This is a genomic window from Sphingomonas qomolangmaensis, assembly GCF_024496245.1.
In the GTDB taxonomy this organism is placed as follows: Bacteria; Pseudomonadota; Alphaproteobacteria; order Sphingomonadales; family Sphingomonadaceae; genus Sphingomonas; species Sphingomonas qomolangmaensis.
Genome location: NZ_CP101740.1, coordinates 175062 through 194230, shown reverse-complemented (window position 1 = coordinate 194230; position 19169 = coordinate 175062). Strand labels below are relative to the sequence as shown.

At 68.7% G+C, this 19169-nt stretch carries 17 protein-coding genes, 1 tRNA gene and 1 riboswitch; of the genes, 4 read left to right on the top strand and 14 right to left on the bottom strand.

Annotated features, from left to right (window positions below):
- Positions 1 to 133: 133 nt before the first annotated feature.
- Entirely contained in the window at positions 134 to 1930 is a 1797-nt protein-coding gene (gene lepA, locus NMP03_RS01000) for a translation elongation factor 4 (RefSeq protein ID WP_256506703.1), read from the bottom strand.
- 177 nt (positions 1931 to 2107) lie between these two features.
- On the opposite strand from lepA, the gene NMP03_RS00995 reads away from it, so the two are divergent.
- Positions 2108 to 2944 (top strand): CsgG/HfaB family protein, encoded by an 837-nt coding sequence (locus tag NMP03_RS00995; RefSeq protein WP_256506702.1) that lies wholly within the window; start codon positions 2108 to 2110, stop codon positions 2942 to 2944.
- A gap of 89 nt (positions 2945 to 3033) precedes the next feature.
- A tRNA-Pro gene (locus NMP03_RS00990) sits at positions 3034 to 3110 on the top strand.
- A 37-nt stretch (positions 3111 to 3147) separates the two neighbouring features.
- On the opposite strand, the gene NMP03_RS00985 is transcribed toward NMP03_RS00990, so the two are convergent.
- The 11 genes from NMP03_RS00985 to NMP03_RS00935 are packed head-to-tail and all read right to left on the bottom strand — an operon-like array spanning position 3148 to position 13915.
- Positions 3148 to 3684 carry a histidine phosphatase family protein gene (locus NMP03_RS00985; RefSeq protein ID WP_256506701.1) on the bottom strand — a complete coding sequence of 179 codons (537 nt, stop codon included), beginning with the start codon at positions 3682 to 3684 and terminating at the stop codon, positions 3148 to 3150.
- Positions 3681 to 4502 (bottom strand): adenosylcobinamide-GDP ribazoletransferase, encoded by an 822-nt coding sequence (locus NMP03_RS00980; RefSeq protein WP_256506700.1) that lies wholly within the window; start codon positions 4500 to 4502, stop codon positions 3681 to 3683. The genes NMP03_RS00985 and NMP03_RS00980 overlap by 4 nt, the downstream gene beginning before the upstream one ends.
- Positions 4459 to 5472 carry a nicotinate-nucleotide--dimethylbenzimidazole phosphoribosyltransferase gene (gene cobT, locus NMP03_RS00975; protein ID WP_256506699.1) on the bottom strand — a complete coding sequence of 338 codons (1014 nt, stop codon included), beginning with the start codon at positions 5470 to 5472 and terminating at the stop codon, positions 4459 to 4461. The genes NMP03_RS00980 and cobT overlap by 44 nt, the downstream gene beginning before the upstream one ends.
- Positions 5469 to 6938, bottom strand: coding sequence for a cobyric acid synthase (locus tag NMP03_RS00970; RefSeq protein ID WP_256506698.1), 1470 nt, complete (start codon positions 6936 to 6938; stop codon positions 5469 to 5471). Before NMP03_RS00970 ends, cobT begins: the two co-directional genes overlap by 4 nt.
- Positions 6926 to 7840, bottom strand: a complete 915-nt coding sequence (cbiB, locus tag NMP03_RS00965) for an adenosylcobinamide-phosphate synthase CbiB (RefSeq protein WP_256507963.1) — start codon at positions 7838 to 7840, stop codon at positions 6926 to 6928. The genes NMP03_RS00970 and cbiB overlap by 13 nt, the downstream gene beginning before the upstream one ends.
- Positions 7840 to 8613: an ABC transporter ATP-binding protein gene (locus tag NMP03_RS00960; protein ID WP_256506697.1), complete on the bottom strand. Its 774-nt coding sequence runs from the start codon at positions 8611 to 8613 to the stop codon at positions 7840 to 7842. The genes cbiB and NMP03_RS00960 overlap by 1 nt, the downstream gene beginning before the upstream one ends.
- Complete coding sequence (locus NMP03_RS00955) at positions 8610 to 9569, bottom strand: FecCD family ABC transporter permease (protein ID WP_256506696.1); 960 nt, start codon at positions 9567 to 9569, stop codon at positions 8610 to 8612. Before NMP03_RS00955 ends, NMP03_RS00960 begins: the two co-directional genes overlap by 4 nt.
- The gene (locus tag NMP03_RS00950; protein WP_256506695.1) at positions 9566 to 10396 is read right to left on the bottom strand and encodes an ABC transporter substrate-binding protein; all 831 of its coding nucleotides are present in this window, start codon (positions 10394 to 10396) and stop codon (positions 9566 to 9568) included. The genes NMP03_RS00955 and NMP03_RS00950 overlap by 4 nt, the downstream gene beginning before the upstream one ends.
- On the bottom strand, positions 10393 to 11004 hold the full coding sequence (cobO, locus tag NMP03_RS00945; RefSeq protein WP_256506694.1) for a cob(I)yrinic acid a,c-diamide adenosyltransferase: 612 nt from the start codon (positions 11002 to 11004) through the stop codon (positions 10393 to 10395). The genes NMP03_RS00950 and cobO overlap by 4 nt, the downstream gene beginning before the upstream one ends.
- Positions 11001 to 12017: an aminotransferase class I/II-fold pyridoxal phosphate-dependent enzyme gene (locus NMP03_RS00940; RefSeq protein ID WP_256506693.1), complete on the bottom strand. Its 1017-nt coding sequence runs from the start codon at positions 12015 to 12017 to the stop codon at positions 11001 to 11003. Before NMP03_RS00940 ends, cobO begins: the two co-directional genes overlap by 4 nt.
- Positions 12017 to 13915 (bottom strand): TonB-dependent receptor plug domain-containing protein, encoded by a 1899-nt coding sequence (locus NMP03_RS00935; protein ID WP_256506692.1) that lies wholly within the window; start codon positions 13913 to 13915, stop codon positions 12017 to 12019. The genes NMP03_RS00940 and NMP03_RS00935 overlap by 1 nt, the downstream gene beginning before the upstream one ends.
- 143 nt (positions 13916 to 14058) lie before the next feature.
- Positions 14059 to 14257: riboswitch (cobalamin riboswitch) on the bottom strand.
- A 29-nt stretch (positions 14258 to 14286) separates the two neighbouring features.
- Here NMP03_RS00935 and cobU point away from each other — a divergent pair.
- Both cobU and NMP03_RS00925 read left to right on the top strand, forming a co-directional pair.
- Positions 14287 to 14796, top strand: coding sequence for a bifunctional adenosylcobinamide kinase/adenosylcobinamide-phosphate guanylyltransferase (gene cobU / locus NMP03_RS00930; RefSeq protein WP_256506691.1), 510 nt, complete (start codon positions 14287 to 14289; stop codon positions 14794 to 14796).
- A 208-nt stretch (positions 14797 to 15004) separates the two neighbouring features.
- Positions 15005 to 15844 (top strand): HpcH/HpaI aldolase/citrate lyase family protein, encoded by an 840-nt coding sequence (locus NMP03_RS00925; RefSeq protein WP_256506690.1) that lies wholly within the window; start codon positions 15005 to 15007, stop codon positions 15842 to 15844.
- 6 nt (positions 15845 to 15850) lie between these two features.
- Here NMP03_RS00925 and NMP03_RS00920 read toward each other — a convergent pair whose 3' ends face one another.
- Both NMP03_RS00920 and NMP03_RS00915 read right to left on the bottom strand, forming a co-directional pair.
- Positions 15851 to 16924: an AI-2E family transporter gene (locus NMP03_RS00920; RefSeq protein ID WP_256506689.1), complete on the bottom strand. Its 1074-nt coding sequence runs from the start codon at positions 16922 to 16924 to the stop codon at positions 15851 to 15853.
- Positions 16925 to 16998: 74 nt separating this feature from the next.
- Entirely contained in the window at positions 16999 to 19143 is a 2145-nt protein-coding gene (locus NMP03_RS00915) for a TonB-dependent receptor (protein ID WP_256506688.1), read from the bottom strand.
- Between the last annotated feature and the right edge of the window lie 26 nt (positions 19144 to 19169).

Sequence of the window (19169 nt, the reverse complement as noted above, 5' to 3'; positions counted from 1 at the left end):
GGTGGTGCGGCGCTCTAGCGCCGCGCGGTCGCGAGTGCGACCGCGGCACCCTCACCGAGCTCCGACTAGGCTTCGCTGAGGAACCGAGACCAAGTCTGCGCAACCCTCTTCCGCTCGCGGTAGAGGGAGCGAATCAGGTCTCATCCCCCATCCGCAACGCCGCGATGAACGCCTCCTGCGGGATGCTGACGCTCCCATATTCGCGCATCTTCGCCTTGCCCTTCTTCTGCTTGTCGAGCAGCTTGCGCTTGCGGGTCGCATCGCCGCCATAGCATTTCGCGGTCACGTCCTTGCGCATCGCGCTGATCGTCTCGCGCGCGATCACCTTGCCGCCGATCGCCGCCTGGATCGGAATCTTGAACAAGTGGCGCGGGATCAGCTCCTTCAGGCGCTCGACCATGCCGCGACCGCGCACTTCGGCGGTAGAACGGTGGACGATCATGCTCAGCGCATCGACCGGCTCTTCGTTGACCAGGATGCCCATCTTCACCAGATCGCCCTCGCGATAACCGATCTGCTGGTAATCGAAGCTCGCATAGCCCTTCGACAGCGACTTCAGCCGGTCGTAGAAATCGAACACCACTTCGTTGAGCGGCAATTCATACGTCGCCTGCGCGCGCCCGCCGACATAGGTGAGGTTCTTCTGGATGCCGCGCCGATCCTGGCACAGCTTCAGGATGCTCCCCAGATATTCGTCGGGCACATAGATCGTCGCGTTAATCCACGGCTCGCTGATCGTCTCGATCTTGCTCGGATCGGGCATATCGGCGGGATTGTGCAGTTCGATATGACCGCCGCCATGCGTCAGGTCGATCTCGTACACCACGCTCGGCGCAGTGGTGATGAGGTCGAGGTCATATTCGCGCGTCAGTCGCTCCTGGATGATTTCCAGGTGCAACAGCCCCAGGAAGCCGCAGCGATAGCCAAAGCCCAAGGCCGCCGACGTCTCCATCTCGAAGCTGAACGACGCATCGTTGAGCCGAAGCTTGCTGATCGATTCGCGCAGTTTCTCGAAGTCGTTGGCGTCGACCGGGAACAGCCCGCAGAACACCACCGGCTGGACTTCCTTGAAGCCCTCGAGCGCCTGTACCGCGGGGCGCTTGGCATCGGTGAGCGTGTCGCCGACGCGCGCCTGCGCCACGTCCTTGATCTGCGCGGTGATGAAACCGATCTCGCCGACGCCAAGGTCGGTCAGTTGCTCGATCTTGGGCCGAAAGCAGCCGACGCGATCGATCAGGTGGACGGTGCCCGCCTGCATGAACTTGATCTGCTGGCCCTTTTTCAGCGTGCCTTCCATGACCCGCACCAGGATCACGACGCCCAGATACGGGTCGTACCAGCTGTCGACCAGCATCGCCTTCAATGGCGCGTCGGCATCGCCCTTGGGCGGCGGGATGCGTTCGACGATCGCGTCGAGGATTTCCTCGATGCCGATTCCCGCCTTGGCGCTGGCGAGCACCGCGCGGCTGGCGTCGATGCCGATCACATCCTCGATCTCGGCGCGCACCTTTTCGGGTTCGGCGGCGGGCAGGTCGATCTTGTTGATCACCGGCACGATTTCGTGGTCGTGCTCGATCGACTGATAGACATTGGCCAGCGTCTGCGCCTCGACGCCCTGCGCCGCATCGACCACCAGCAGCGCGCCCTCGCATGCCGCCAAGCTACGCGAGACTTCATAGGCGAAATCGACATGCCCCGGCGTGTCCATCAGATTGAGGACATAGCCCTTCCAGTCGAGGCGCACCGTCTGCGCCTTGATCGTGATCCCGCGTTCCTTCTCGATATCCATATTGTCGAGCACCTGCGCCGACATTTCGCGCTCGGTAAGCCCACCGGTGCGCTGGATCAGCCGGTCGGCCAGCGTCGATTTGCCGTGATCGATATGCGCGATGATCGAAAAGTTGCGGATCTTGTCGAGAGGGGTTGCCACGATGCCTGGGTCATTTCCGAAATGCGAGGAGTTGGGCGGGCGATAGCAGCTTCGCGGGCGCTTGCCAAAACGGGCTTTCGTTCCCGCTCGCGCTCGCCTTTTGGGTCTGATATGCAGCGCATCGGGCGGTCGCCCCGGTTGCAATGCGTATCATCGAATTCGGGGGGATTTGACTATATGCGCAACACCGCGTCCGCCGCCGCCATCGCCGCGCTGCTCGCCACCACGCCCTTGCTCGCCGCGCCTGCCGAGGCGCAGACCGCGACCTCCTCGGGCCGCCAGAACCGCGACGGCACCACCCGCGGTGCCTCGTCGGCGCGCAAGGATCAGGAACGCGCGATGCGACAGGTGCCGCGCTGCACCCGCAAGCTCGGCACCGTCGCGATCGTCGAGCCCGACAATCAATGGTGGCGCGAATTCAACCTCGGCAGCCCCGAGGCGATCCTGCGCGTGTTCGTCCAGCAATCGGGGTGCTTCACCATGGTCAACCGCGGGCGCAGCATGCAGAGCCGCGCGATGGAACGCGCGCTGGCCGACCAGGGCGAATTGCAGGACAATTCGAACCTCGGCCGCGCGCAGGTGAAGGCCGCCGATTATTTCCTGCAGCCCGACATCGTGACCTCGAACGCCAATTCGGGCGGCAACGCGGTCGGCGGCGTCCTCGGCGGACTGTTGGGGCGTAGCCGCGGCATCCTGGGCGGCGTCGGCGCAATCGCCGGCGGGATCAACACCCGCAAGGCCGAGGCGAACGTCACGCTGTCGATCGTCAACGCGCGCACCACCGAGGAAGAAGCGCTGACCGAAGGCTATGCCCGCAAGAGCGACCTCAGCTTCGGCGTGGGCGGCGGCGCGTTCGGCGGTGGCGGGGCGTTCGGCGCCGCGGGTGGCGGCTACCAAAATACCGAGATCGGCCAGGTCATCGTGCTTGCGTACCTCGACGCCTACACCAAGCTGGTGACCGAGATGGGTGGCCTCCCCGAAAACGCGTCGGAGGCTGCGCCGGTCGCACGCTGAACCCGCGCGCAACGCGGCGCTTGAAAAGCGCGACCATGGTGATATATGCCGCGGCTCGCTGACCGGCATCGCCGGACAAGCGCCCCGGTCGGGGGATAGCTCAGCCTGGTAGAGCACTGCCTTCGGGAGGCAGGGGCCGGAGGTTCGAATCCTCTTTCCCCGACCATTTTTCTCAGCTTATGAATCTTTGGGCGCGCGACGTATTACCGCGGCAGCCGCGCGGTTCCGCCCGTCGGCGGAACGAGCTTCGGCCAATCGCGGGGGGGCACGCCCGCTCTGCTTCCCAGCAGCGCCGCGATCGCGCCGCCATGGCTCACCACCAGCACGCGGCCTGCAGGCAGCGCGTCGCAGCCAGCAATGGCGCGGGCGGCGAGTTCGCTAGTCGTTTCCCCGCCACCGGGGCGGAAGCTGTCGGGGGCGTCGATCATGCCGTCCATCGCGTTGCCGGTGGCGCGATAGATTGCCTGCCAGCTTCGCCCCTCCCACGCTCCGAAATCGCGCTCGCGCCAGCGGCGGTCGCTCGTGATCGGCGCACCCGAAGCCTTCGCCACCGCCTCCGCGAGCACCGCCGCGCGGCGCAACCCCGAATGGACGATATGCGTCGGCCCCCACGCAACCAGCTCGGGAAGTAGCGCGTGCATCTGCATCGCTCCCGCCCGGCTGAGCCCGACGTCGCTCATCCCATAGCAGCGCCCCGCCCACGCGCGCGCCACCGCGGGATGGCGCACCAGCAGGATCATCGCGCGCTCGCCGCCAGCAGCGCGATCAGCTGCCCGGCATAGGCCGCGAAGCCGAGGCAGTCGCCGGTGCTGCCGCCGATCCGCCGCAGCAGCAGCCGGCGGAACCACCACAGGAACGCGCACGCCGCGAGAAAGGCGAACAGCAAGGCGGCGGGATCGATCGCCGCGAACCAGACCAACCCCGGCAGCGCAACCAGCGCTGCGAACCCCAGCCGCCGCATATCGGTAATTGCGCCGATGTCCTTGGCCAGGCCCGTTCCCGCCGGCGCAGGGTCGATCGCCGCCATCGTCGCCACCACCAGCAACCGCCCTAAGGTCGCCGCCGCGACGATCGCGACGAACGCCTCGACCGGCGGCAGTGCCTGCACCAGCGCGATCATCGTCCCCGCGCGCAGCGCGATCGCCAGCACCAGCCCGACCGCACCGTAGCTGCCGATCCGGCTGTCCTTCATGATCCGCCGCACATCCTCCGACGTCAGCCCGCCGCCGAACGCATCGCAGAAATCGGCGACCGCATCCTCGTGGAACGCGCCGGTCAGCAGCGCCTCGACGATGAGCGACAGCACCACCGCGACCGGTACCGGCCACACCGCGCTGGCCGAAACCGCCACCGCCGCAGTGACGCACCCGACCAAAGTGCCGACCGCAGGAAACCAGCCGACCGCGCGCGCAAGCCCGTCGACGACCTGCTCGCGCGACAGCCGCGCAGTCATCGGCACCGGAATTCGTGTAAGAAACTGGACCGCCAGCAGCGGCGGTGCCCAGCCGGGAGCCTTAGTCGGCACGCCCCACCCCCAGATCAGCAAGCGATGCGACATCGCACAGGATCGCCGCCGCGCTGTCGAGCAAGGGCAGCGCCACCAGCGCGCCGGTGCCCTCGCCCAGCCGCATCTCCCAATCGAGCAGTGGCTCGAGCCCCAGATGCGCGAGCGCCGCGCCGTGGCCGGGCTCGGCCGAACGATGCGCCGCGATCATCGCGCGCGCGGTGCCCGGAGCCAGCCGCTCCGCGATCAGCGCGGCAGCGGTAGCGACATAGCCGTCGAGCAGCAGCGTAGCACCCGCCTCGGCACCGGCGGCGAAATAGCCCGCCATCGCCGCAATCTCGAACCCGGCGACCGAGGCGATGGCGGCACGCGGATCGGCCTCGCTGCGGGCGCGCGCGACGGCTTCGCGGACGACGCGCTGCTTGATCGCCTGCACCTCGGCATCGGCCCCTGCCCCCGGCCCCACCGCCGTTTCGGTCGCGACGTCCGCCAGCAATGCGGTCAGGCAGGCGGCTGGCGTGGTGTTGCCGATCCCCATTTCGCCCGCAATCAGCACCGCGACCCCGGCACGCACCGCGCGTTCGGCTTCCTCGGCTCCCACGTCCCAGGCCGCGTCGAACTGTTCGAGCGTCAGCGCGGGGCGGGTCGCCAGATCGGCGCTCCCCCTGCCCAGCGACGCATCGCGAAAATGATCGGGCATCGCCCCGCCCGGCGGCGAGGCCACCCCCATGTCGACCAGCCGCAAGTCGCAGCCATGCGCCGCCGCCAGTGCATTGCTCGCCGCGCGGCCCATCGCGATCGTCGCGACCATCAGCCCGGTGACGTCGCTCGGCCAGGCCGACACGCCCTGCGCGACGACGCCGTGATCGGCGGCGAACAGCACGATCCGGCGCGGGCGGGTGACCGGATCGAGTCGCTGCTGGATGCAGGCCAACCGCACCGCCAGCGCTTCGAGCTTCCCCAGGCTGCGGCGCGGTTTGGCGAGCAAGTCGAGATGGTCCCAGGCGGCGGCTTCGTCGATCATGCAGCAGTCCTTGCGATGGTGAGCAGGCGGTCGGCATCGACCACGCGGTCGAGCGCGGCGGCGAGCGAATCGAGCGCGGCATCGACCCGAGCGGTTTCGTGGATGCCGTTCGATGCGGCACCCAGCCGCGCGAGCAACGCGGCGCGCTGTGCGGGATGGTCGAACAGGCGGTGGACATAGCAGCCCGCGATCTTGCCGAGCACCGCGCCATCCTCGCCGCCATCGGCGAAGCGGAGCATCGGCCGCGTCCCCGGCGCGGTGCTGGTGCGCCCGGCGTGGATCTCATAGCCGGCAAAGGCGGCGGCATCGGCGATGCTGGTGCCGGTCACGTCCTCGAGCCGCTTGTCGCCAGTCAGTACGGTATCGACCGGCAACAGCCCGAGGCCGGCGACCTCACCCGCTGCCCCCTCGACCCCATCGGGATCGGCGATCGTCCGCCCGAGCATCTGATAGCCGCCGCAAATCCCCAGCACCTGCCCGCCGCGCCGGACATGGCCGGCAAGGTCGATGTCCCATCCTTGCGCGCGCAAAAAGCCCAGGTCGGCGATCGTCGCCTTGGTCCCCGGCAGGATCACCAGCGCGGCGTCGGCGGGAAGCGGTGATCCGGGCGGCACCATCACCAGCCGCACGCCGGGTTCGGCGGCAAGCGAATCGAAATCGTCGAAATTGGCGATCCGCGACAGCATCGGCACCGCGATCACCACCGCGCCCTCCCCCGACGCGGCCGAATCGAGAACCACCGCATCCTCGGCCGGCAGCGAGCGCGCGGCGGCGAGCCAGGGGACGACGCCAAGCCCGAGCCAGCCGGTACACCGTTCGATCTCGCGCAGGCCATCGTCGAACAGCGCGACGTCGCCGCGAAACTTGTTGATCAGGAACCCCCGGATCATCGCGCCATCCTGGGCATCGAGCATCGCATGGGTGCCGACCAGCGAGGCAATCACACCGCCGCGATCGATGTCGCCGACCAACACCACCGGCACCCCGGCGGGGCGGGCAAAGCCCATATTGGCGATGTCACCGGCGCGCAGATTGGTCTCGGCGGGGCTGCCCGCGCCCTCGACGATCACCAGGTCGCATTCGGCCGACAGCCGCGCATAGGAGCCGAGCACCGCCCCGAGCAGCGAGACCTTCGCCGCCTGATAGTCGCGCGCGGCGAACTGGCCGCGCACCTGGCCATGTACGATCACCTGCGCGCCGACATCGGATTGCGGCTTGATCAGCACCGGGTTCATGTCGATCGTCGGCGGGGTGCGACAGGCGAGCGCCTGCAACGCCTGCGCGCGCCCGATCTCGCCGCGCCGGCCATTGGCGTCGGGCTGGGTGACGGCGGCGTTGTTCGACATGTTCTGCGGCTTGAACGGGCGCACGGTAAGCCCGCGATTGGCGAACAACCGGCACAGCCCCGCGACCAGCACCGATTTGCCGACGTCGGAACCGGTACCCTGCAACATCACCGCAGCCATGCGAGCACTCCCACGATTCCCCACAGCAACAGGCACGCGCGCAGATACATCGCCAGCGCGCGGCGCAGATCGCGGGCGTCGGGTGCGCGGCCCTGCCCCAGCCAGGGGCGAGCCGCCGGTTCGCCGTCATAGCTGACCGGGCCGCCGAGCCGGACGCCCAGCGCCCCGGCCATCGCCGCCTCGGGCCAACCGCCATTGGGCGAGGCATGCGCGGGTGCGTCGCGCAGCATCGTCCGCCAGCCGCCGCCACCGACCAGGCAGAGCATCACGCCCGACAGCCGCGCGGGCAGCCAGTTGATCACGTCATCAGCGCGCGCGCATGCCCCGCCGAACGCGGCGTAGCGCACATCGCGATGACCGACCATGCTGTCGGCAGTGTTGATCGCCTTGCAGATCGCCAGCCCCGGCAGCCCCGCGACCGCGAACCAGAAAGCGGGCGCGGCGACACCGTCGCAAAAGCTTTCCGCCAGGCTCTCGATCGTGCCGGTGGCAATCCCCGCTTCATCGAGCGCTCCGGTATCACGCCCAACGATCATCGCCAGCGCCCCCCGCGCCCCCACGACGTCGCCCGCCGCCAAAGGGCCCAGCACCGCCGCGACATGATCGTACAGGCTGCGCTGCGCGAGCCCGGTAGTTGCCAGCAGCACGATGACGGCAACCCAGCCAATCTCTTCGATCGCCCAGCCTGCACCGCCCGCCACCAGCGCCAACACCGCGAGCAACGCGCACCCCGAAACCCGCCGCGCACCCCAGCCGCCACGGTTCATCCGCACCTCGATCGCCGCGATCAGGGCGCCGATCCAGGTCACCGGATGGCCGATCCGCCGATACACCGCCGCCGGATAGCCCAGCGCCGCCTCGACGATCAGCGCCGCGAGCAATTGTTCCTCGCGGCCGAGCATCACGTCCGCCGCACCGGGATCACATAGCGCTGCCCTTCGGGCGTGTGCCCCACATGCGCCTCGACGCCGTAAGTCTGCGCGATCAGCGCCGGCGTCAGCACGGTTTCGGGTGCGCCCGCCGCGACGATCCGCCCGCCGCGCATCAGCACGACATCGTCGGCCACGCGCGCCGCCTGGTTGAGGTCGTGGAGCACCACCACCACCCCCGCGCCCTCGCCCGCCACCGCCCGCAGCCGATCGAGCACGTCGAGCTGGTGCGCGGGATCGAGGCTGGCGAGCGGTTCGTCGGCAAGCAGCCATTCGGGCTCGCCCGCCAGCACGCGCGCGAGCAGCACCCGCCCGCGCTCGCCCCCCGACAATGTCTCGACCCGGCGATCGGCGAAGCGCGTGACATCGGTCGCCGCCATCGCGCGCGCCACCGCCGCGCGATCCTCGTCGCTCTCGCCCCAACGCCCGCGCCGGGGATAGCGGCCCAGCGCCACCAAGGTCGCGACATCGACGTCCCAATGGACATCGGCGGTCTGCGGCAGCAGCCCGATCCGCCGCGCGCGATCGCGCGGGTCGATCGCCGCCAGTGCCTGCCCGTCGAGCATGATCGTGCCGCTGTCGGGCGCGCGCAGGCTGGCGAGGCAGGCGAGCAGGCTGCTCTTGCCCGCGCCGTTCGGCCCCAGCACCGCCGCCACCCGCCCGCGCGCGAAGCTGGCGTCGATCCCGCCCAGCACCGCCGTGCCGCCGAGCGACAGCCGCAGCGCGCGAACCAGCAACCCGTTCATGCGAGCTTCCTCCGCATCCGCACCAGCAGCACCAGGAAGAACGGCCCGCCGAGCATCGACATTGCGATGCCAAGCCGCAATTCGCTCACCGTCGGCGCTGCGCGCACCAGGCTGTCGGCGAGCAGCAGCAGCAGCGCCCCGCCCAGCGCCGAAGGGAGCAGCGTCGCCGAGGGCCGGTTGCCGACGAACGGACGCACCAGATGCGGCACGATCAATCCCACGAAGCCGATGATCCCCGCCGCCGCCACCGACGCGCCGACGCACAGCCCGACGCCGATCACGATCAGCCATTGCAGCCGCGTGCGATCGACCCCCATCGATCGTGCCGCCGCCTCGCCCAGCGTCAACACGTCGAGCGCGCGCCCGGTAAAGGCAATGCACGCCGCGCCGACCGCGATGATCGGCAGCGCCAGCAGCACGTCGTCCCAGCTGCGATCGGTCAGCGCGCCCATCAGCCAGGTCACGATCTCGCTCGCGGCGAAGGGCGTGGGCGCGAGGCTGATCGCCAGCGCGGTCATTGACCCTGCGACGCTCGACACGATGACGCCCGCCAGGGTGAACACCAGCACGCTCGCAGATCGTCCGGCGAGCAACGCCAGCAGCGCCATCGTAGCCGCAGCGCCGGTCAGCGCGAAGGCGGGCAGCAGCCAAGCCGACAGCGCGAAGCCGAAGAACATCGACAGCACAGCCCCCAGCGCCGCCCCCGCCGAGACGCCGAACAGCCCCGGATCCGCAAGCGGATTGCGCAGATACCCCTGCATCGCCGCACCCGACAGCCCCAGCGCCGCGCCGATCGCCAGCCCCAGCACCGTCCGCGGCATCCGCAGTTCGAAGATGATCAGGAAGCGCGGGTCGTCGGCGTTCCACGCTTCGGCGGGAAGCCACACCTTTCCCGCGATCAGCGAAAGAACCACCGCGAAGGCGATGCCAACCGCCAATGTCAGGTTCAGTCTCATGCGGCGGGCAATCGGCTACGGATCGCGCGCAGCCGAGTCATCGCATCGACGATCGTCGGCCCGCCGCAATGCATCAGCCGCTCGGGCCAGGCCGCGCGCACCATGTGGCGCGCGAGCGGGCGAAGCACCGGATGGCTCAGCCGCCGGTCGCCGGTCCCCTCGCCCTTCCCTACCGTCAGCAGCACGCGCGGCGGCTTCGCCACCAGACGCTCGAGCGGCAGCACATCCCAATTCTTGAGGCCGTAATCGGCGCTGAGGTTCCGAAATCCTCCGGCGCGCAGCATGTCGCTCGACAGCGTGTCGGTGCCCGGCACCAGCCCGCCGCCCTGCCAGATCAGTGCGGGAATCGCCCGGTCATCGGCGGGCTCCGCCGCTCGCACCGCGCGTTCGATCGCGCCGGCCAGCACCGCACCGCGCTCGGGCCGCCCGACCGTGTCGGCGATCAGCCGTACCTGCGCCACGCTTTCGGCAATCGTCGTCGGCACCGGCAACTGCACCAGCCGTACGCCCATCCGCCGCAGCGCCAGGATCGTCGAGGGCGCGACATGCTGGCCCGACAGCACCACGTCGGGGGCAAGCGCCACCACTTCCTCGGCAGTCCCCGACGTCGCCTTGAAGTGGCGCGCGATGGTGACGGGGATAGAGCTGGCCTCGGGATCGTGCGAATAATGGCTGATCGCCGCGATCTGGCCACGATCGGCGACGCGCATCAGCACCGAATCGGCGCAGGGGTTGATCGACACCACGCGCAAGGGGGCGCGCAAGGGGGCTGGCGCGGGGGCCGCCCCCACGCACAGCAGCGCCGCCAGGATTGCCGCGCGCTTCAATATTCGACGCCCTTCTGCGCCTTGAAGCCCGCCTTGTACGGATGCTTCACCTCGGCGAATTCGGTCACCAGATCGGCGATCTCGAGCAGTTCGGGCTTCGCGCCCCGCCCGGTGATGCACACATGCTTGGTCAGCGGGCGGTCGCGCAGGAAGCCGACGATCTCGTCGATCGGGAGCGTATCGTTGCGCAGCACGATGTTGAGCTCGTCGAGGATGATGAAATCATAGGCGGGGTCGAGGATCAGTTCCTTCGATCGCTCCCACGCCGCGCGCGCCGCCTCGATATCGCGCGCGCGATCCTGCGTGTCCCAGGTGAAGCCTTCGCCCATCACTTCGAAGGTCAACAGGTCGGGCGATGCCATGAAGAAGTTCTTCTCGCCGGTTTCCCACGCGCCCTTCACATATTGGACGATGCCGACCTTCATACCCCAGCCAAGCGAACGGATCGCCATGCCGAAGGCCGAGGAGGATTTGCCCTTGCCGTTGCCGGTATGGACGATCAGCAGCCCGCGTTCGAGCGTGTGGCGCGCCTGCATCCGCTCGCGCGCCGCCTGAACCCGCTTCATGCGGGCGTTGTGGCGGGCATAGTCGTCGGGCGTGTCGGTCATGGCTTGCTCCAGTCGTTGAGCGCGGTGTCGATGCGATCCCATGCCGCGGGGGTGCCGGGCAACCCCAGCCGCAACGCCTGCGGCCGATCGGCGAAGGGCCGCGTGAGGATGCCGCGCTGCGCCAGATGGTCGAACAGCGCGTGCGCGTGCGGCGTCTCGACCAGCCGGAACAACGCGGTGCCACCCGCCACGCGCAGCCCGGCGCCGGCAAACAGCCCATCGAGCCGCGCCGCCGCCTCGGTCACCCGCGCCACCTGCATCGCCGCCCAGTCGCGATCGGCATAGGCGGCCGTCCCGATCGCGATCGCCGGCCCCGACACCGGCCAGTCACCGAGCAGCTCGCGCAACCCCTGGACGATCGCCGGCGGCGCGATCACGAACCCCAGCCGCAATCCTGCAAGCCCATAGAATTTGCCGAACGACCGCAGCACGATCAGCGAATCCCATGCCTGCCCCGCCAGGCTCAGCTCGGGCGTCGCATCGACAAAGGCTTCGTCGACGATCAGCCAGTCGTCGCGCTCGGCAAGGCGTTCTAGCGTCGCGATATCGACGACATGCCCGTCGGGATTGTTGGGCCGCGCGACCACCACGGTCTCGCCCGTGCGCGCGCTATCGGCAAGCGACCCGAGCCCTGCAGCCACCGCACGGCCCGCCCACATCGCCACATGCCCCGAATAGCCCGGCCCCGCCACCGCGGCATGCCCGCCGATCATCCGCCCCAGCAATCGCAGCGCCAGATCGCTCCCCGGCACCGCCACCACGCCCGCCGCGCTCGTGCCGAACGCAGCAGCGGCGGTCGCCTCGAGCGTGGCCAGCGCATCGGGCGTCGGCAGATGCGTCAGCGCCGAGGCATCGATCGTCGCGGGCCAGGCCCAGGGACTGAGCCCCGTCGACAGATCGATCCAGTCGGCGACCGCGGAATAGGCCGCCCGCGCGGCATCGATCCGTCCGCCATGCACGGCGAACCGGGCAATATCGGGCGGCGCGATAGCGATGCGGGCGGCCTGCGCCATCAGTAGCGCACCCGAACGCCGCCATAGGCAGCGCGCCCCGGCGTGCCGTAGCGGAACAGCGTTTCGTAGCGCTCGTCGAACAGATTCTCGACGCGCCCGTACAGCTCGACATTGCGCGTCACCGGCAGCGCCGCGCGCAGTTCGGCCAGCACATAGCCCTCGATCCGCCGCGCGTTGCTGGCATTGTCGAAGCTGGTGCCGACATGCGTCAGCGTCGCCCCCGTCTGCAGCCCGAACGGCCAGCTGTAATCGACCGTCGTCGTCACGCTGTCGCTCGGCCGCCGTGCCAATCGCCGGTCGAAATTGGCATCGCCGGGCGAACGGTTGCGCGCGTCGATATGCGTGTAGCTCCCCTGGATGCGCAGCGCGGGCACTGGCTGCAGCGCCAGCGCCACCTCGACACCCTTCGACGTCGCCTCCGCGATATTGTCGTAGGTGCCCGATGGCCGTCCGGCGCAGATGCCGCTCAGCGGCGCGGGGCACGACACGAACACGATCAGGTCCTGGCTGTCGCGCCGGAAATAGGTCGCAATCGCCTCGATCGCGCCATCGAGCAGCCGCTGTGTCAGCCCGGCGTCCCAGCCATGCGCGCGTTCGGGCCGAAGCGCCTGATTCCCATATTCGCTCTGCAGCTGGAACAGCGACGGCGCCTTGAACCCCTCGCTATAGCTCGCGCGCAGGATCGTAGCGCCGTCATTGGGCGAGAACACCCCGCTCGCCGCCGCGGTGGTCGCGCCGCCGAAGCGGTTATGCTCGTCGTGCCGCAGCCCGCCAGTCAGCGTCAGCCCGGCGATCGGTGTCGCCACCAGCTGGCCATATACGCTGTCGATCTGCGCGCGCCCGCGCGTCTCGGGGCCGCCATAGCTCGACGAGGTGAAGCGCGAGGTCTCGCGCTCGAGCCCGAAGGTCGCCTGGCTACCCGCGACGATATCGACGACGCCCTGATATTCCAGCCGCTCGTTGCGGCCCTTGCCCGCGAAGGTCTCGGCGGGGTCGAAGCTGGCGCGATCCGAATCGGTATAGGCAAAGCCCAGCCGGTTGCGGAACCGCCCGTCGAACAGCGCGGCGTTGAGCCCCGCATAGCCGACGAACTCGCGCGTCGTGCTGTACTCCTCGGTATCGCCGAACGCGAAGCTCGGGGCTGCGAAGCCGTCGATCTCGACCCGCCCGTCCGAATAATAGCCGCGCGCGTCGAACGAAATCGCGTCGGTCAGCGCCAGGTTGAGGTTCAGGTTCGCACCCCAGTTGCGATAACCATCGCGCTCGTTGCCGGCGCCGAACGCCGAAATGCCGTCGCTACGGAAATAGCCGCCCCCCGCGCTCGCCGAAAGCGGCCCCGCCTTGCCCGAAATATTGGCGACTGCCTGGCCGGTATTGCGCCACCCAGCTTCGGCGCGCGCGTTCACCGCCAGCGCCTCGGTCGGCGGCGCGGTCAGCAGGTTGACGACGCCGCCGATCGCCTGGCTGCCCCACAGGATCGACGACGGCCCGCGAAGCACCTCGATCCGCTGGATATTGCCGACCAGCAGGTTTCCGAAGTTGAAACCGCCGCCGGGCGACGACGGATCGTTCAGCTTCACCCCGTCGATCAGCGCGACGGTCTGGTCGCCATCCGCGCCGCGGATCGACACCGACGTCACCGCCCCTACCCCGCCGTTGCGCGTCACGGTGACGCCGGGCAGCGTCCGCAGCAGATCGGCGACCGCTTGGGTCTGGCGGATCTCGATTTCCTCGGCATCGAGGATGCTGATGCTCTGGCCGACTCGGTCGAGCGGCTGCTCGCTGCGGTTGGCGGTGACGACGATCGTGTCGTCGGGGGTTTCGGGGATATCGCGGGCGTAAGCGGGCGATGCCGCCAGCACGACGGCCAGCGAAAGTAACGAAATACGGACAGGCATGTTCTTCCCCTCATCAACAACAAGGGGTCGCGCGCCCGGCGGGCACGATCATGTGGTCGTGGAATCCTTCCCACGCGCGCCACCCCAACGGTGTCGTCACACGAGGAAAAAACCTCGATCGCCCGGATATTCCCGTCCGCGCGATGGACCGACCGTGACAGGCAGGTCTCCTGGCTCCCGGGTCACCGCGTTCGTCCCGCCTTCCCGGACCCGAGGGTCCAGTGGCATGGATGGGCGAACGCTCGCCGGTCACAGTTGCGGGTACAGCCCCGGATCACGGCTTGGCCGCTTCCGGGTTCCCTTTTGATCCCATCTCTGGGAACCTGTCACCCGATCGCCCCTAATATGCGGTCGAAGCGGAGGCAATAGGCTTGGATCGCGTGCATTTCTTCATTGGCGGCGCCCGATCGGGCAAGAGCCGGCTGGCGCAGGCCGCCGCCGAAGCGCTGCCGGGATCACTGGTGTATCTCGCGACAGCACAGGCCTTCGACGAGGAAATGACCGACCGGATCGCCCACCACATCGCCGATCGCGGCGCGCGCTGGCGCACCGTGGAATGCCCGCTCGACCTACCCGCCGCGATTGTGCGCGAAAGCGGCGAAGGATCGGTGCTGCTGGTCGACTGCCTCACCTTGTGGCTGACCAACCTGATGCTGGGCGACCACCCGATCGAGCCCGCCGCCGATGCACTGGTCGCTGCCCTCGCGGCGGCGCGCTGTCCGGTGATGCTGGTATCGAATGAAGTCGGCATGGGCATCGTCCCCGAAAACGCGCTGGCCCGCCGGTTTCGCGATGAAGCCGGGCGACTGAACCAGCGGGTGGCGGCGGCGGCAGATTCGGTGGTGCTGGTTGCGGCGGGGTTGGCGTTGCGGATGAAGTAGCTCGCGCTTCGAGCAACACCCCCACCAACACACGCCCCCACCCAACACACGTCATCCCAGCGAAAGCTGGGATCTCCCCGTGTGGCACGCGTCGCCCACCAAACGGGGATGCCCCAGCTTTCGCTGGGGCGACGGCACTTGGAGGCACGGAAGCGCAAGCAGCCGCTCCCCATAGGCATCCCCCCGCCGCCGATGCTATCCCCGCGCCATGACCGACACCCCCCGCCGCCGCCGCAGCGCGCTGTACCTGCCCGCCTCGAACGACCGCGCGATCGCCAAGGCGCGCACGCTCGCCTGCGACGTGGTGATCCTCGACCTCGAAGACTCGGTCGCGCCCGAGGCGAAGGAAGCCGCGCGCGCGCAAGCGGTGACAGCGCTCGCGCTGGGCGATTTCGGCGACCGCGAACTGGTCGTCCGCATCAACGCGCTCGACACCGAATGGGCCGCCGCCGACCTCGCCGCGCTCGCCGAAGCCCCGCCGCACGCCATCCTGCTCCCCAAGGTCAACGGCCCCGCCGACCTTGCCGCCTGCGCCGCGCTCCTGCCCGGGGACGTGGCGCTCTGGGCGATGATCGAGACCCCCGCCGCCTTGCTCGCATTGGGCCAGATAGCCGCCGCGCCGCGGCTCGCCGCGCTGGTGATGGGGATCAACGATCTTGCCAAGGACATGGGGATGCAGCCCGGCAGCGACCGCCTGCCCTTCCATTCCTTCCTCGCCACCACTGTCGCTGCAGCGCGCGCGCACGGCCTCGGCGCGCTCGACGGCGTCTTCAACGGCATCGACGATGCGCAAGGGCTCGTCGCCGAATGCGCGCAGGGCCGCCGTTTCGGCTTCGACGGTAAGACGCTGATCCACCCCTCGCAGATCGCCGCCTGCAACAGCGCGTTCAGCCCCGGCACCGCCGAAATCGCCGAGGCCGAAGCGATCCGCGACGCCTTCGCGCTACCCGAACATGCTGGCAAAGGCGCGATCCGCCTCGACGGCCGAATGGTCGAACGCCTGCACCTCGCGCAGGCGCTGCGCGTGCTGGCGACCGTCGGCCGCTGACGGGCGTCAGTCGGCCTTTTCTGCGGCGGTCTCGATCGGCTTGCCCAGCAGCGTCTTCACATAGATTCGCTGCACCAGCACGAAGATCACCACCGTCAGCGGCGCGGCGAGCAACACCCCGAGCAACCCGAACAGGATGCCCGCGCCCGCGACCGCGAACAGCAGCACCCCCGGCGGCACGTCGACCGCGCGCTTCTGGATCAGCGGCTGGAGCAGGTTGCCCTGGATCTGCTGGATCAGCAGGAATAGCCCGAGCGTCCACAAGGCGGTCGACGGCGATACCGTGAAGGCCAGCAGCACCGCCGGCACCGCCGCGATGATCGGCCCGATGAACGGGATGATGTCGAGCAGCCCGGCGATCAGCCCCAGCCCGCCCGCCGCGGGCACGCCGAGCAGCCACAGCCCCAGCGCGGTGAACGCCGCGACCACCACCATCGACATCAGCTGACCGATCATCCAGCCCTTGAGCGCGGTCCCGGCATCGTCGAGCGCTGCTTCGGTCACATCCTCGGCGCGCTCGGGCATCAGCAGTACCAGCCCGCGGCGATACACGCCCGGCTCGACCGCCAGAAAGATCGCCCCCACCAGCACCAGCGCGAAATCGGCGAGCCCGCTACCCGCCGACAGCGCATAGCCGCCAGCGCCCTGCAGCAGGCTGGTCAGGTCCTTCGTCCCACCGGCCACCAGCTCGCGCGCCTGGCCGCCGACGCCCCAGCTATCGAGCTGTTGCTGGATACCCTCGAGCGCGGTCGGAAACTTTTCGCGGATCGTGTCGAACTCGGCGGCGAGCTGCGCGCCGAACATCGCGAAGATGCCGATGAAGCTGCCCAGGATCAGCAACACCGCAGCGGTCAGCGCCAGCCCGCGCGGCAGCTTCGTCCAGCGCTGCATCAGGCTGGCGAGCGTCTCGAACACCGCCGACAGCACGATCGCGGCGAAGATCAGCAGGAACAGGTTGGTCAGCGAGATCAGCAGCATCGCCAAGCCGACCAGCGCGATCAGGATCACCCCGGCGCGCGCGATGCGCGATGGCGTCCACTGTTTGTCCGCCGGCTGCGCGGTGCCTGGCTGCTCGATCATGTTTCCCCCTGGACCGCCGACGACAAAAACGGCCTCTAGGTCGCCACAAGCAGTCAAACCAGCGCTTTGTTCCGCTACAGCTCGACCGAGGCCGACAGCTTCACCGTCCGCGGCATGCCCTGCAACAGGCTGGGCGAGAAGCTGTCGAACGCCGACTGCCAATAGCGTTCGTTGGCGACGTTATCGACGTTGAGCCGCAGCGTCAGCGGGCGCTGCGCCGCTGCAACGACATAGCGCGCGCCGAGGTCGAAGCGCGTCCAGCCAGGAATCTCCAGCGTGTTGGCGCGATCGACCTGCTGCTTGCCGGTATCGATCACCCGTCCGGTCAGCGTGAAGCCGGGGATGAACGGCGTGTCCCATTCGACATTCGCGTTGATGGTATAATCGGGCACGCCGACCGCGGTATTGCCGTCGAGCGTCCCGCCCTCGGTATCGCGAAGCTTGGCCTGGATCACCGATGCGCCGCCGATGAAGCGCAAGCCATCGACCAGTTCGCCGTCGAGCGTCAGTTCGACCCCGCGATGACGCTGTACCCCCTCGACCGCGAAGATCCGTGGGCCGGTAGGATCGGCGGCATTGATCGGCCGAGCAAAGGCGCTGGGCTGTGCGATCTGGAATACCGCCGCCCCGGCGTTGAACCGCCCGAAGGTGAGCTTTCCGCCGACCTCATATTGCGCCGATGTGAACGGAGCGAACACTTCGCCGGGGTTGACGATCAACGGATCGGTGGTCGGCGCGGTGGGGCCTTGCGCCAGCCCCTCGATCCGGTTGGCGAACAGCGACAGTCCTTCGACCGGCTTGACGACCAGCCCGACGACGGGGGTCACCGCGTCCTCGGCATATTCGCTGGCCAGCGACCCACCGGTGTACGAATAGCCGCGCACGTTGATCGCCTGCAGCCGAAGCCCCGCCGTCAGCAGCACCCGATCATCGAAAAAGCCCAGCGTATCCGAAACGAACGCGCTGCCCAGCCGCACCCGCGAGACCGCGAACGGATCGTCGAGGTCGCCACCGACGAAGCCGGTGCCCGGCTGCGGCACCACCGGGGTGTCGTACAGGTTGGTCGCAAAACCACTCAGAAAGTCGAAGGCATTGCGATTGACCTGCCACGACATCGATCCGCCGAAGTTGATCTCGTGGCTGACCCCGCCCGCCGCGAGCTTCAAGCGAAGCCCCGCCTGCGCGGCCTCGTTATTGTCGGTGCGCGGCACGAACAGCGCGTCGCCCCTCGCCGCGCCCGTCACCGCGTCGGTGACGGTCAGCCCGCTGTAGATCCCGTCCTCCGATCCGTCGCGCGCACCGAACGACGCGTACAGCAGCGCATTGTCTGCAAGGTCGTACTCGCCCTTCACCAGCCCGAACACGTCGCGCAACTCGGTGTAGGTCCAGGGCTGGGCATAATTGGCATCGGCGCGCGGCACCTCGGGAATGCTGGTGAGCCCGATGACGGTTACCTTGGGCCGAAGCCCGCGCACTTCGAGCCGCTGATAGGCAAGGTCGAGCGACAGCCGCGCCCGTTCGCCGCGCCAGTCGAAACCGGCACCGATCACCGCCGAGCGACGAAATTCATCGTTCACGCTGACGTCGCCCGCACGGTACGCCCCGTTGATCCGCACCCCGAACTCGCCCCCCGCGCCGAAGCGCCGCGACACGTCGACCGCACCGCCGAAATGCGCGCCCTCGCTGAAATTACCCGTCACCCGCGTCAGCGGACGATCGCCCGCCCGCTTCAGGGTCAGGTTCACGCTCCCACCGATCCCGGTCCCACCCGGCGCCGCACCGTTCAGGAACGCGCTCGCACCGTTCAATATCTGTACCTGCTCGTAGAGCTCGGGCGAGATCAGCTGCCGCGGCGCCATGCCGTACAACCCGTCGAGCCCGATATCGTCGCCGAACAACGGGAAGCCACGGATGACGAAGAGTTCGGCGGCGTTGCCGAAGCCATAGCTCGCGCGCACCGACGGATCGTTTTCGAGCACCTGCCCCAGCGTCAGCGGCTGCTGGTTGAGGATCAGCGTCTCGCCATAGGCGCGGATGCTGAACGGCACGTCCTCGCCGGCCTTGTCGCCCAGCACCCCGACCTGCCCGCCGCGGATCACCTGCGTCTGATTATCGGCCTGCGCGGTGACCACGATGTCGTCGTCATCGCGCGGCGCCTCCTGGGCGTGTGCGACAGAGGCAGCAAACAGACAGCAACCGGCAAGCAAAACGAACTTCATCGAAAATCCCCAATAGAAAATTCCCT